Origin of the sequence: Microcystis sp. LE19-84.1B (genome assembly GCF_027531875.1) — a bacterium.
Classification (GTDB): domain Bacteria; phylum Cyanobacteriota; class Cyanobacteriia; order Cyanobacteriales; family Microcystaceae; genus Microcystis; species Microcystis panniformis.
In genome coordinates this window covers 22,100-36,836 of record NZ_JAPZSR010000232.1, presented here as the reverse complement: position 1 = coordinate 36,836, position 14,737 = coordinate 22,100, and the positions used below count along the sequence as shown (strand labels likewise).

Genomic DNA, 14,737 nt, shown 5'->3' with positions numbered 1-14,737 from the left:
TGGGGTGGAACGGGAACAATCCCTGCATTTTGGCGAAATCCTCAATTTATCGAGCGTTAGACGCATTTATATCGATGAATTGCTCCGCAGGGACAATCCCTCCTTAGGAATTGGTGTGATTAAATTAGTAGTAGAGTCGGAAACGGCAGCGGTGAGGACTGCTCAAACCCTAATCGAGCGGACCAGAGAAGAAATCACCGACCAGTCCAGTCAACGGCAGTTAATTAATCTAATCGAAAGTATCATTATTTACAAATTACCCCAGAAAAGTCGCGAGGAAATTGAAGCTATGTTTGGACTAAGTGATTTAAAACAAACGAGAGTCTATCAAGAAGCACTGGCCGAAGGAGAAGAACGGGGTCTAGAACGGGGTCTAGAACGGGGTTTAGAACGGGGTTTAGAACGGGGTCTGCAAGAAGGGGAACGTCTGGTGGTGGAAAACCTGCTCCGAGTCCGTTTTGGTGAGTTAGACCCAGAAATTCAAGCTATTATCAGCCGGATTTTACAACTGCCTCCGGAAGAATTTACTCCTTTACTCCTACAGTATTCCAAGCAGGAACTCTTAAAGCGATTTCCCCCAGAAAAGTCGCGAGGAAATTGAAGCTATTACCCCCCTTATCAAGGGGGGAAGGGGGGATCGACACCCCCCTTATCAAGGGGGGAAGGGGGGATCGACACCCCCCTTATCAAGGTAGGGTTAATTCATGAATTAACCCTACTATGAGAGTTGATTGATGAATTAACCCTACTATGACTGGACTAGGGGATCAGGGAAGGGAGGGAGACCCTCCCTTTTATCGTGCCAGGGTAGAACCTTGGCACGAGACAAATCGGCCTAAATTAGACACAGACAAAACTAATCTCTGCGGATAAAATTTAGACGAAGTTGGCTGCCGCTAGGGCTAATCCGCCACCCCCCTGAAGGATGGTTAAGTTGGTTCCTAAGTTGGCCGCGGCGTTCAATCCAGCAGCCACTGCCGTAAAGATAAGGAGATCGTTACCTGCCGTAATATTGACGGTAAAAGTACCAGCACCAGTGCCAGCGGCAGTATAAGTCCCTCGAATACCATAGTTTTTATTGGCGGCAATAGCCCCAGCCGCCGCTAACAGGGTATAGTCGGCAGCAGCACCTGTTTGGAACTTATCAGTGGCCTGGAATTGCCGGATAATATCGGGGCCAGAGAGGGGATTAGTGGGAGCAGGAGCAACTGGCTGGGTCAACTGAGCAATCTCGCCATTGGTTAGGGTGGCACTTGTAAAACCGCTACCCGCCGTAAGAGTCGCCCCAGCAGTTTGCACAAAGGTGTCAACGCCTGCACCGCCCGTTAGGGTATCCGCTCCGGCATTTCCTGTTAAGGTGTCGCCGGCTCCACCTGCCGTAATTTGATCATTTTTCATTGTTCCCTGTAACACATTCTTGCCCGTGAGAGAACCAAGAACCGTCGCGCCATTGGCGGCATTCCCCATTACAGCGGTCATTGTTAAACCAGTAGTACCGGTTAGGGCCGAAGCGTCCACTTTATCTGCTATGATGGCACCTTGAACGGTCAGACCTGAATTCCCCGTCACGGTGACTGTCTCGTCTACGTTTGGTTCCTCGTTGAAGGTGATGCCCCCAGCACCAATAGCATGAACCGTAACCGCATCGCTAGAGTTAATCACCAAGCTTTCCGTAAAGAGTTTTGTGGTACCATCCACAGGGTTGAGCTTAATACCACCAATCGTGACATCGTTTGGAACCACTGCGGGACGGCCAACTAAGTTCACTGTAACCTTGTCGGTGGTTGCCGTACCGTTAGTTGCCAACGTTAATAAACCAGTTTCATTGGCTGCGGGAGTACCCCAAATGTTAAGGGTATTTTGTCCGGTGTTATAACGAATGGTGTATGCGCCAGCGGCAACAGTACCATTTTCCAGAGTAACGGTATTGACATCATTGCCAAAGAAGTCCGCCCGAAGGGTTGCATTGCCAGTACCAGCCGTGGTTAAGGCTAAGGTTTGAATACCTGTGATATTCGCATTTTCGGTAGTGATCGCCTCTGCGTTGGCAGGAGTTGCAAATGCTAAGGTATTAACCCCAGCACCACCAGCAACAACATCGGTTGTAGTGAAGCCGTTAGTGAAAGTAATGCGATCATCATCGTCTCCTCCAGACACCTCCACCGTATTATTACCAGCAACAGTCAAATTGTCTTTGCCAGTCCCTCCCGATAGCTTGTGACTACCCGCCGCCGCATTGAGGGTAAAGGTATCATTTTTTAAGCCGCCTTTAAACTCTAAGTTGCCAGTGGGAGTAACTTCTGTCACGGTCAAATCCGCATTAAACGCGCTCGCATCTACTAGCGTTACCGTATTCGCTAGGGAACTAATAAGAGGAAGCGGATTAGTATCGGCAAGAGTTAAAGTTTTATCACCAGTAATGGTTAAGGAATTCAGCCCTGCGACCCCTGCCATTTCGAGGGTATTGTCGAAACCGGCGCTGTTCAAGGAAACTTTCTCGTAGCCGCCCGTCCCAGCAAGGTTACTTACTGCGAGCTTAGTATTATCAGCTGCCTGTGGGACAACTTGACTCAGCTTAATTGCTAGAGCATCTTCAGTTCCCGCTAAAGCCGCATCGGCAATGGTAAAGGTGTGATCAGAGCCGGTAAAACTACGACTGATAGAAATCGTCTCCAGGGCCGACTGGAGGTTAGTCATTGTCAAATTACCACTGGTGTCATTGATATTGACCGTCTTCAGACCCGTAACGAAGGTGGAAAGAACCGTCAGAGGGTTGCCCACTAGAGTCGCATTCAAGGTACTGATATCCTTTAACAGGTTAGGCTGAACAGTGGTAATAGGCGTCGTAGTCTGCTGCCAGAGAATGGTCAAGGTGGGATTAGTTCCTGTTCCCGTTAACGCATCACCCGAAGTAAAGGTATTCAGAACACCGCCTGCCGAGCCTGCTACGGGAGGGGCTAAGAACTGGTTTCCTGACTTAATGTCCACATCGGGCGTTAACACAAAACTGTTGCCCACACTACCCGTCGTTGCTACAAACTGATCGACACTGGCTTTAGCTGTTGCTACGCTAGCGGCAGTATTGTCAACCGTGCTAATACTCGCCCACCCAGCATTATTCTGAGCCGTATTAAACGAAGGCACGCTTCCCGAAGGATTATTCTGCATCGAGGTGCTGAAATACTGCGAAACCGTTTGACGGTTAGTGAGGGCAGTAATCTCGTCTGCGGTGGCATATTCGTAAACTGCGAGAACTAAAGCCTTATAGTTGGCAATGCCATAGTTGGTTCCGTCTCTGCCAATATAGATATTATTGCCAGAGTTTGTGAGCCAGTTTGTCCAATAAGTGAGATGCTCTGCGGAGGGAGCAGAACCAAAAAGATTCTGATAGACCTCCTTAACGTACTGTTCCGCATTTCCTGTACTAGGAGAAATGAGATATCCGTAGGTTGGGGGATTGGCATTGGTGAGGCTGTTGAAGGTGGCTGGATTAGAAGCGGCAGCCGCCCATCCTTGTACAGCCTCTACCCAACTATAGGTAGCTTGATTAAAGTCAACGGGGGAAACTGGAGCCTTAAAATAGGCAATATTGAGGAAGGTTAAAGCACTGCTAGGAAGAAGAGCCATAGTTTTCTTTGAACTCCAAAAGTTTTACTTAGAGAGGGATAGATACATCATGATGACAGATAGTAAAGGTTATGTAACCACATCATGGCGGTGATCAGAGTAGAGATATGTTATCAGGTTTATCGAGTCTAACAGTAACTAAAAACCATTGCTTTTGTCAAGATCTCGGTTTATTTAGTTTTACTAGACTTGGCAGTAATCAAGATTCAAAAAAAGTTCATCGCTTAGCTGGTAATTGATTTTGCATCTAGGTTGGCCACGACTTATCTAGAACCTGATTAGTTCCCGCAGAAATAAGGGAGCAGAAGGCTTTAATAGTACCAATTTTTGGGAAAACTGGCATTCGTGTTGACAAAGACACAATCTAGGGAAGCCAAAATCCCCTCTGGGTTTCGATAAGGCTCAGTAACATCCCATAGCCGGAAATTGAAGGGAAGTAGCCAGTTAGCAATTTCCGTTAATAGGGGGGTTTCTAGCCCATAGCCACGATACAGCCAACATTCTAGCAAAAGAACTTCCACTTTGGCTAGGGTCTGGGTAGCTCCCTTCAAAATACTTAACTCATTACCTTGGGTATCAATTTTAATGACCTGAGGTTGGGGTAGATTCAATTGTTGCATTGCTTCATCCAACCTTAGCATGGGAACCTCGACGAGTCGTGTCTCTTGATCGGGGGGAGTCACGCTCAGACAACTGCTGGCTAAAATATTGTCGAAGACAGTCATGGCCACAGTCCCATTGCGATCGCCTAGTGCATACTTGTGCAAGGAGAAGGACGGATAAATTCTTAAGGTTTCCTCCATAAACTGGCGATAGTCAGGACTGTGATCAATCAGTGGCTCAAAGAGGTGAAAGTTAGCCTGGGGCAAGACTTGTTTCATATAGAAAGACCAAACACCGTCAGAGGCACCAATATCAAAGACAATGGTGGGATGGTAGCCTAAGTTAGCTAACCGTTGAAAAGCTTGACGGTCTAACTGAAGAACGGAATCATCCAGATTGTCCTGATGCTTTTGATAGTCGGCCATCAGGGATGGGTTATGGGGAGCGAGTTCACTCATGGGTGGGTTAATTTGAGCAATGGTGACAGGGTTAACAAGATGGCAGGAGCTAACCTATTTGGCACGATCACTGCCCATGTGCTTTTTACAGTATAGAGTTGAGTGGGCAAAACTGATGTCAAATGATTGAGATTGATAATTGTCGGGCGAAAACCATGACTTTTGAGTTTTCTTAAAATCTTCCTCTAAGCCATCAAAAATAATGATCGCCTGAATAGACATTTTGTCAGAAAAATTTTGTAGAGTTTGATGATTATAACCCTTGAGTAAAAGATTGGTATCTAAAAAAGTCCAATAAACTTCCGTATCGGCGAGTTTATTTGAATAAAAATCAGCATCTTTTAAACCATAGGTTGCCAAGATCAAACGCTGATGCCCCTGAGTTCTTAGAACTCGCTGTAAACTATCCACTGCTTCAAAACGAACTTTGGGATTAGCAACAATGAGAATAGGTTGTTCTTTGTTGACACAAATTTCAGTTTGTGTGAGTAGCTCGTTCATTAGCCGACTGTCTTTGGCAAAAGTCCCATACATTGCCCATACTAAAGGTAAACGGCTCAATAGTAAAATACTCAGGAAAGTAATGATCACAATTGCTAAGGGGCGATAGCTTGTTTCAATTAAAGATAAAGTCTTGGCGAGAAGTAAGCAAGCAATTACAATAAAAGGAAAAAGATAAAATGCCGCCACAATACCAGATTTGGCGTAGAGAAAAGTTTGAGGAATCAGCGCAATCAGTAAAAAAACTCCATAGGGTTTTAACTGATCGAGAAAAACATTAAAACTTTGTTTTTTAAAGCAATAATTAGTAATCCAATAAGAGACAATGGCTAAAAGAGTAATACCAATTAATCCCGCATTCAATAATTGCCAAGCAGTAGTCGCTAGAGATAGGATTTGAAAACTTTTTTCATCAACTCCCGCATAGCCTGTTGCGTTAGTTCCTAAGAAAAAGAGAATATAAACCATTTCTAGAATAAAAATAGCCATTAAAATGGTTAAAGTTTTTTGATATTTTTGAATTATCTTCCTGAGAGATTTCTGCTGAAAATAGGCAGTAAGATAAATTTTTAAAGCAATAATTGTCGGGATAAATAAAATATAAGACTCTTTAGATAAAGACATTAAAATGACTAAGATAATAAAAGTTATCTGATCAATTTTTCGAGGAACAGATTCACGGCAGATCTTGCTTAAGAAAATTAACACCAAGGACAGAAAAAACATTCCTAGACCATCTGGTATTAAGGGGCGAATCCATATTTCTGACTGATTTCCCAATAAAATTGAAATGGCAAATAGGAGAGAGACGGGTATAGAAAAATTTAAGACTCTTCCAAAAAGAAAGAGAAAAAAACAAGTGAGACTTCCTATCACCGTTATGTAAATAAACCATAAAACGGCATTAAGTCCAAAAAATTGGGTTAGGGTGACAATATGAAATTGGTAATAGGGTCGAAACCTAAAAACATCTTGACGATCATAGAGAATCCACTTGTAAATTGTCTTCAACCATCCCTGATTTTTCAAATCATCGCCCATTAAAAAAATTTGGTGATCATCAATAAAAAAACGAAATCCTGAAGTTAACAATCCTGTTTGGTAGGCGATGGCCACAAAAGCAGTAAAAATCACAGCGAGGACTACGTAGTTAATCAGATTCTTTTTTTTGTTCATGGTGAAAACGTCTCAATTTTTTTAGCACTCTTTAAGGCTGAGAAGCCAGTCATATATCAAGTTAAATTAGAACAGTCTCTCAAGAAATAAGATTGATAAGGCTTATTCACTTTTGCGGTTCTAGGTAAATTGCAGAAGAAGATTTTTGATCATTCGTTATTGTAGTAGAAGGAATTAAACGAGAAAAGAGAGAAGTTTTTGGAAAAGGTGGGAACGTAAAACGACTGTCATTTTTCTTAAAAAAGATAGTTCTACCATCAGATAAAGTTAACTTAGGTTTACGGAGCAATTTTTTGTTTTCTTCAACTAATAAGATAACATCCTGCGGTTGAATAAGTCGCTCTGGTTCCCAATCATAATGATACCTGACTCCATGATTTTTGTTAGAGATAAGCATCTTATCATTAGACTGGATCATTCCCTTCCATGCTTCAATATTTTGAGGATCAGAATGTAAAATATAAGCCCTGGGAGGAAATTGCCAATCTTTAGGAAATTCATAAATAGAACTTAAAACAGAAGGAACACTCCAATCAAAGGGATTAATTTGTTTTCCCCATTGTAAATTGGGAGACTGCACTAAAATAACAGTATTATTGGTTAAATCAGATGAGAGTCTTAAAACATCTCCCCAAAAGTTTTGTTGATATTGCCAACTCTGAGCATAGTATTGTTGAACATTAATAGAAAAAGCTAGTAATAATGCGAGATAGGTAGATAAAATTCCCTTTATAATCGGTCTTAAAAACTGTTTAGAATAGGTAATCAGAAATAACAGGTTCCACAAAGAACCCATCACAAGAGTAGTGCCTATCACTGCTGGAAAATGGACTCTGGAAGCTCTGCCATCAATGATATTCACATCTAATAAAATAGCAGAAGGATAGGCTAAAAACATCATCACCAAACCTAGTTTTAGCATTCTGATGAGTTCGGCAATCTGAAAGTGACTCGAAAAATCATGATAGCTGACTTTAAATTGCTCTTCGTAAAGGTAGGTTATAATTCCATAGAAACAGACTATTGCTATCAATAAAATGATCAAGTAGATAACATTTAGATTGCTTAAAATTTGCCAGGGCCGAAGCAAAAAAGTTCCACTAACCACGATCGGACCAGCAATAATCTGATAAAGAAATTTTTGTAAGGTTTCCCAGGGAGCTAACTGGGATATTCTGGATTCGCCTGCTATTTTTCTTAAGCCTAAATATAAAAATAAAATAGTAGTTAAAATTAGACTATGAATAAAAATTTGCTTCCTATTCTGGGTGTTTTTCTTTAAAAATGGAGCGGTAAAAAAGAGTAAAAAGGGACTTTCATACGTTAATAATGCAAGGGTTCCAAAAAAATAACTAAAGAGCCTAGACTGACTATTAATTTTTGCTGAGTTGACAAAAAGATTAAAAGCAATGAGGATAAATAGTAAGGCAGGCTGTAATCCCAGAAGATGTTGTAAATAATTAAAGGTTGTATCGGCAGGATAAAGACAAAAAAGCAATGTTGGGAGGAGAGCAGAGTAGGATATTTTGGTAATATTTCTCAGTAATCTATAAAATAAACAGGCGTTACAAGTGAGAAGGAAAAAACCTATCAGATATAGGGTTGATATGCCTCCTAGTTTAGCTCCAAAAAAAGGTAAGATAGTTAGGAATACCATGTGTAAGGGACGACCCTGCCAAAAAGTTATCAAAGCACTATTAATCGTTTCTAAGTTTCGACTCCAAGTCTGATTGATGGCAATACCTGTAAAGGCCCAGTCGTCTTCATAGAGTCCAAAGGATTGAAAAAAAAGAAAATGGGCAATCCATAGCAAACTTAATAATGTTAAATAAACAAAAAAACTGGGGGATTGGATCAGAGATTGTAGTGTTGTGAGTGTTTTTTTCATATACTTGAGCATTGACATCTAATAATGGGAGAAATTATTTTTTTTCATAGTAAATCCTCAGACCTTTTTTTATTTTAAAACCTTCCTGGAAGGAGTCGCCTCTCAGTTCTAGGGAAGGGTGTAACCAGTCTGAATAGGACTGAGGCGCACAGGGAAACTGAGAATCCCAACATTGATCACCTTGGGTAGGACGATAAATTGTTTCATGATCAATCTGGATAGAAGTGACACTAACGGTAGGATAGCCTGCTGGAATTAACCAATAACTTGGAATAGAAAAAAGGCTCTGTTTGTTGTTTAGGTAAAGACCTGTAGTAAATAAAAAAACTAAAAGATAAAGAAAAGGTTTATAGATGATAACATAATTGTTTCTCAGAAAAAGCAAGCAAATAAAGAATACTAATGAAATGAATAGGCAAGAGAGGGATAGAATAAAACCGTAACCATACCTAACTAAAGGAGCATTAAGAAACCAAAAAGATAGTCCTGCCAGCAACGTTATCAAAGGAATGCACAATCTATCAAAAAATCGAATGAGTTTTGACTGTCGATAAAAAACTGATTCAAAAATTAAAAAAAATATCAGGAGAATACTTGAGAAAAATAGAAACCTTAAGGAAAAATATTTTGAATTTTCTTTAACCCAAACTGGAAACCAAGATATAAAACCTGATTCAACAATTTTTTTTCCTTGATGACCACTAACTTTGGCCCAGTTCTCAATATCCTGTTTATCCATGATTAAAACATCTCGTGGCATTTTCCAATCCGGATTAAACAGGTCTATACTATAAAACGGATAAAGTAAATATCCAGACACAAAATAGTTACGGGTTAAGTATGGCACAAAAATCAGTGTAACAATAATTGTTCCGCGCCAAAGTAAAGAATACTGTTTTGTAATTAATGATCGGCCAATAATTAATATAGCTAAAATGAAAACTGGTAAGTTGCTTAATTTAATAGTTACTGCAATGCTTGAAAATAAAATTATCAATAATTCATATAATTGGGATTCATCTTTTATTTTATTTTTACTTTCAATCGATTTTAGACTCAAGAAAACACTAATTAATATAAAAATGCTACCGGACAAATCTGATGATAGAGAGGAGATATCTAATGCAAACAAGTTATCATTAATCAAAAAAAGTAATATAGATAATCCAAAAACATTACTCAATTCTATTTTTTTCAATAATAGAGATTTCAAACTTGATAAAGACAGAAGGAATGTGTTGGCAATAATAAAGCCATTAATTGGTCTTAAACTATGATGAGTAATAAAAGAAAAATCACTTAAACTGAATAAGGGAAAAATGAAAGAATTGTAAGCTAATCGGAAATGAATGTTGCCCAGGCCAGGTACGATAGCATATCGCCGATACCATTGAATAGATTGAGAATGATAAAGTCCCGTGTCATAATGAATAACATCTGTAGATGTTTTAATTAAAACTAACAACAAAATCATCACGGCAACTAAAATTAAAAGTATATTGGGTAAATCTACTTTAAAAACGAGAATATAGTTCTTTAATTTTTGATGAATTTCCTTAAATGAAAAAAATAAAAGAATAATCATGCCTCCCAGAAGAATAGCGTTGGCTGAAGCATTAATGGGGATTAAAAAGGAAAGATAATAGCTAATTATAGTAACTACACTCAATCCAATAAAAACTAAGAGGAAGGGAGAAATATCTTTGGTTGCTTCATCATCTTTAGAACAGGTAATAAGTTTGACAATATTAAAACCATAAATATAGAACATACATAAGAAATAAACCCATGCTAATAACGTTACAATCATCAGGCTAGACTCCTCCTTGTATTTTAAATATTACTCTTTTAATAAGCATTAGAGAAATAAGTTGCGGGCATGACACAAGAACACCATTTAAGTGCTTCACTAAAAATAGAATGCTCCTGAAAAAAGAAAATATTTCCCCAGGAACTACCAACGGATATTAAGTGATTACAATAAAAACTCACCTCATTATTAGGAAATACTCGATAAATTACAATAAACCAGTGATAGCCGCGTAATTTCATTGCTTCGACAAGACTCGGTAAGCGGTTGTCCACCCCAAACTCACCAAAAGGAAACTTTTCATCCCAAAACTCAGCAACTACCACAGGGTAACGCCAATCTCCCATCCCTTGAATAACTTGTAAGTCAAAACCTTCGGTATCAATTTTTACCAAACCAACTTCCGAGGGAACCTGCTGTTGCTGATGTAAGGTTTCCAGAGTTGTCACCGTAATAGGGACTGTTTCTGTAAAGACCATTCCTTCTGGTAACGAATGGATGTTAATACTGCTCAGTAGAGTATAGTCAGCGTCAGGATAAAGGGGTTGACTATTGGGGTCATTAACCAGATTTTGATCCCCGACTAGGTGCAGATCTCTCTCCTCATTTATCGCTCCTAATGCTAAAGGAAAAACGTGAAGATTAGAGAAATTAGATAGACGATTTTTTAATTTTTCGACAACGGGTAAAAACGGTTCAAAGGCATAAACTTCATAGCCTGTTTGCAATAGTCTTTCTGTTACATCCCCCTGATTGGCTCCAATATCTAAGGCAGAAGGATAGGGAAGATAGGAGTATAAGTAACACATCAATTCAACTTCAATACCTTGAAAATTTGATTGATTAGTAACAACCTTAAATTTATAATTATGAATATACTCATAAACTTTACTTAGCAGTTGTTGATTAAGTTGAAACCGTTCTCGAGTTTCCTCTTGAAATGCTTGAAAAGTTTGATAAATAGCTTGCTGTTGTTGTTGAGAATCTTGATAAATTTTCTCGATCGCCTGATAAATAGCTTGCTGTTGTTGCTGGGAATCTTGGTTAAATTGTTGAATGCCTTGGACGAGATCAACGGAAAACTTCAGTAAAAAAGCTTGATTTTCCAGTGATAAATCAGCCTTTCGCTTGGTTTCGGCATTTTCCTGTCGGATTTGCTCCGTGGCGTTATTAAGTTGCTCAACCTTAAAATCTAAGGGATCAAGCTGATTAAGTTTCTCCAGTTTTTGGATTTGTTCAAGTTGGACATGACTGAGTGAATCAAGTTTTTCTAGAAATAAATCTTTGACTGCTTTAACTCGCTGAACTATTTTATTTTTGGCTAATAATTTCTTGATCATTTTGGCTAGTGATTGGGTAAATTGTCTTAAGCTTGACTGGGAGAATTTTCAATTTTGCGGCTAGTTTCAGGAACTAACAAATCTTGACGAATAAAAACCACTTCTTTTTGGAGGAGTGTGCCATCAACGGGGGATCTCCATTCACCGATTTCGTCATAATAACGGAAACCAAGCTGCTCTAAAAGATTAAGCATTTCATTGAAAACGAGAGCGTCCTGATCATAGCGAATAAAGGAGAGTTCAGCAACGACTAAATCCACCTGAGCGATAAATTCTTTCGCTCCTTCTAAAACGATATGCTCGGCACATTGCACGTCTAATTTTAATATTCCTCTGCCAGAAATTTCCTGATCGGTTGCCACCTGATCGAGGGTTTTTACCGCCACTGTAATCGTTTCATAGTTTCTAAAATCGGTGGTAGTGAGCAAGGAACTACCGTACAAATCGGGGGAAACTTGAAAACTTAACTGACCAGCTTGATTAGAGATGGCAATTTCTAGTAATTCCCCTTTAGGAATATTACAGATATAGTAATTTCTGGCCGATTGCTCGTATTTTGAGATTAGCGGATCGATGAGAATAAAGCGAGTTTCCGGGAATAATTGACTAACGGTAAAAGACCAGATGCCGTGGGAGGCACCGACATCGATAACGAAATCTGGTTGATAACCCTGGCCTTGCAGACGACGCATCACTTGATAAACTGGCACATAGTCTTTATAAATCTTTTTGGGAACGGGTGGCTCAATAAAAGGCACGGCATCGATCGGCGATCGAGGTAAAATCGCTTCAAATCTGTCATCGGCCGCCTGTTCTTTTTCTAGGGACTGCCAAACCCAATCGTTAATATCTTGATCCGAGAATTTTGCCGCTACCTTAACGGCATTTTCTCGCATTCTTTGCTGATTTTCGGGTTTAAGAACGTAGTCCACGGCTGCTGCCAAACTTTCAGGTGTATAATCACAAACCACACCAATTTGAAAGCGATTAATAAAGTTAGCCGCCGAGGTTTTATTACTGCCTAAAAGAATTACTGGGGTGTTAGCGGTGGCGAGGTTAAAAATAATCCGGCCGGGTAAACTAAGGCGAGATAATTCTGTCCGATCATCTCTTTCGTCCATGGTTCCCGTGGGAACAATAACAAAGGGATATGCTTGTAGCTGTTGTCCTAGTTTTTCTTCGGGATAAAGTCCTTGGCTATAAAGTCCCCATTTTTCTAATTCTGCGGCAGATTCTTTGAGCCAATAATAGTTAGAATTGCCATACCAATCTAGTTTAACTCCTGCCCCTTGAATACTCTCTAAAAGAGATTGGAACCATTGGGGACTCCAAATGCTCCCTAATAAAGCTCCCCATTTTTCTTGACAGCGTTGGGGAGAAACTTCGGCAACTTCACTATTAATAAGACGGTGGGGAACGATCGCCGGTAGGAGCCAAAATTTGTAGCCGTACTTATTCTCGTAAGCGTCGCGGAGTTCGGGATGGGTGGCAAAACGAACGGAACATTTGCTTAAAAACTCTTTCATCAAATCATCGGGAATCTCCTGAACGCAGATATTCTGATCGTCCATGATGTAGGTGGCAAGGGGAACGTTAAATAATTCCTTAATAGCGATCGATGTCAGCAGATCGCTGGCGTAATAAGGGACACAAAAAACTTTTTGAACTTGATGGTGTCCGAGAGTTTGTAGAATTGATTGAAATATCGCCGGTCGCGACATTTTCTTGTGGTCAAGGTGGAAGCTTAAGACCCCGAATTGTTGTTCACCACCATAGTGATTATCGGAACGGATAGAAATAATCTCGCTATCATCGGGAAAGATTCTTCTGACCAAGGCTCCTGTCCCGTGACTTTGATTGACTTCACTAGCGGTAACGATCACACTGCACTTAAGGCTATTTTTCTCGAATTGTTCAAAGCGATTATCGATGGGTTTTCCCTGTTCTAAGGATCTCCAGAGCCAGTCATCAAAATGATCGGCTTTTAAGCTTTTGGCTAATTTTTGACTGGAATAACGGAGCCGCAACTGATTGCTTTCTATTCGCAGTTTCTCTATTTCTGTTAATAGGCTTTGAGCTTTATAATCACAGACAGTTCCTAATTCGAATTCTTTGACGAACTGAGCGGCGGCACTATCTTCACGACCAACAATAATGAGCGGAGTATTAGCAACGGCGGTAATAAAGGGAATGCGGGAAGGTAAACTCAAACAGGCGAATTCGGGACGATCTTGCTCGTTTTCAGAACTGGCGGTGGGAACGATTGCAAAAGGGGCTTGACGTAAGTAGTAGATGAGAGCATCTTGGCTGCAGTAACCTTTAAAAAAGATACCATCTTGTTCTAACTCTGCTTCTTGGAATTGCAACCATTGACGATTAGGATTGCCATACCAATCTAATTTGATCTGGGATTCTCGACATAATTGCCTGAGATTTTCTAACCAAGTCTGAGACCAGATATTACCGATCAAAATCCCTCTTGCCATAGAATCGGGGACGGTAATTTCTGGGGGTATTAAATAACTTTCTACTAGGGGCGGTACAAACCAAATTTTTCTTTCGTATTTTTTACTATAGGCTTGACAAAGGGGCTTAGAAATGCCTAAAACTAGATCGCTATTATCGATTAATTGCTTAACAATAGCATCGGCCACAGCCCTGACATAGATGTTTTGATCATCCATCAGGTAGGTACAAATGGGGACTTGAAAGAGAGATTTAATCGCTGTGGCTACATAAAAATCTTCGATAAAGTAGGGAATTACTAAGACTCTTTTCGGTTTTAAATAAACAAATAAATTTTGAATTTTTACTAAAATTTCTCCGTAGGAACAACCACGCACATCTAGACAAAAATTCTGAACGGCAAAATCTTGATCTCCTTCGTAGAGATTAGTGGTTCGCAGGGAAACTATCCGGCTAGTATCGGGAAAATTTCTCTTTAAAAGAACGCCCACCCCGTGCCGCTCGTTAACCTCGTTGGGTGAGACGATGATATCATAACTTTCTTGGAATTTGTCGGCAAAACTACTTAGGTCTTGTAACGACAAACTAAGTTCTTTTTGTAATTCCTGATAAGAGGTGAGCATAATGATTAATTTTAATAGGCTCTAACTATAGACATTCCATTGACTATGACATATTTTCTCAGAAAAACAAGGTATAAACTCGTTTCGCCTACGGCCTCGTCATTAAGATAACTGCTGTTTTTTTCTTGGTTATCCCTCTAAAAATTTTATATTTTTCGATATACCCTGTCAAATTTATTCTCATCCATCCCACAAAACGGAGATTGATCCTTGCAAGGCTTAATGTTTTAAGATTGTTCATCTCC

Annotated in this window: 8 protein-coding genes; 1 reads left to right on the top strand and 7 read right to left on the bottom strand. The window is 39.9% G+C overall.

Translation table 11 applies throughout. The features are described 5' to 3' along the window. On the top strand, window positions 1-601 hold a 601-nt coding region (locus O9324_RS13630), incomplete at its 5' end, for a DUF2887 domain-containing protein (protein ID WP_288140459.1). Window positions 602-876: 275 nt separating this feature from the next. Here O9324_RS13630 and O9324_RS13625 read toward each other — a convergent pair. The 7 genes from O9324_RS13625 to O9324_RS13595 form a co-directional block, all read right to left on the bottom strand. Next, on the bottom strand, window positions 877-3,627 hold the full coding sequence (locus O9324_RS13625; RefSeq protein WP_288140458.1) for a beta strand repeat-containing protein: 2,751 nt from the start codon (window positions 3,625-3,627) through the stop codon (window positions 877-879). 311 nt (window positions 3,628-3,938) lie between these two features. Further along, entirely contained in the window at window positions 3,939-4,688 is a 750-nt protein-coding gene (locus O9324_RS13620) for an FkbM family methyltransferase (protein WP_288140457.1), read from the bottom strand. A gap of 54 nt (window positions 4,689-4,742) precedes the next feature. Then, complete coding sequence (locus O9324_RS13615; RefSeq protein ID WP_288140456.1) at window positions 4,743-6,365, bottom strand: hypothetical protein; 1,623 nt, start codon at window positions 6,363-6,365, stop codon at window positions 4,743-4,745. Window positions 6,366-6,471: 106 nt separating this feature from the next. Next, a complete protein-coding gene (locus tag O9324_RS13610) occupies window positions 6,472-8,271 on the bottom strand; it encodes a hypothetical protein (protein ID WP_288140455.1) in 1,800 nt (599 codons plus the stop codon). Between the two features lie 16 nt (window positions 8,272-8,287). Next, window positions 8,288-10,063: an LIC_10190 family membrane protein gene (locus tag O9324_RS13605; RefSeq protein WP_288140454.1), complete on the bottom strand. Its 1,776-nt coding sequence runs from the start codon at window positions 10,061-10,063 to the stop codon at window positions 8,288-8,290. 38 nt (window positions 10,064-10,101) lie between these two features. Continuing rightward, on the bottom strand, window positions 10,102-11,403 hold the full coding sequence (locus tag O9324_RS13600; protein ID WP_288140453.1) for an FkbM family methyltransferase: 1,302 nt from the start codon (window positions 11,401-11,403) through the stop codon (window positions 10,102-10,104). 26 nt (window positions 11,404-11,429) lie between these two features. Then, the gene (locus O9324_RS13595; protein WP_288140452.1) at window positions 11,430-14,492 is read right to left on the bottom strand and encodes an FkbM family methyltransferase; all 3,063 of its coding nucleotides are present in this window, start codon (window positions 14,490-14,492) and stop codon (window positions 11,430-11,432) included. Window positions 14,493-14,737 lie beyond the last annotated feature (245 nt).

What these genes read in the sequence shown, in the direction of transcription:
- O9324_RS13625 (WP_288140458.1), bottom strand. Translation starts at nt 3,627, where the DNA reads ATGGCTCTTCTTCCTAGCAGTGCTTTAACCTTCCTCAATATTGCCTAT.
- O9324_RS13620 (WP_288140457.1), bottom strand. Translation starts at nt 4,688, where the DNA reads ATGAGTGAACTCGCTCCCCATAACCCATCCCTGATGGCCGACTATCAA.
- O9324_RS13615 (WP_288140456.1), bottom strand. Translation starts at nt 6,365, where the DNA reads ATGAACAAAAAAAAGAATCTGATTAACTACGTAGTCCTCGCTGTGATT.
- O9324_RS13610 (WP_288140455.1), bottom strand. Translation starts at nt 8,271, where the DNA reads ATGTCAATGCTCAAGTATATGAAAAAAACACTCACAACACTACAATCT.
- O9324_RS13605 (WP_288140454.1), bottom strand. Translation starts at nt 10,063, where the DNA reads ATGATTGTAACGTTATTAGCATGGGTTTATTTCTTATGTATGTTCTAT.
- O9324_RS13600 (WP_288140453.1), bottom strand. Translation starts at nt 11,403, where the DNA reads ATGATCAAGAAATTATTAGCCAAAAATAAAATAGTTCAGCGAGTTAAA.
- O9324_RS13595 (WP_288140452.1), bottom strand. Translation starts at nt 14,492, where the DNA reads ATGCTCACCTCTTATCAGGAATTACAAAAAGAACTTAGTTTGTCGTTA.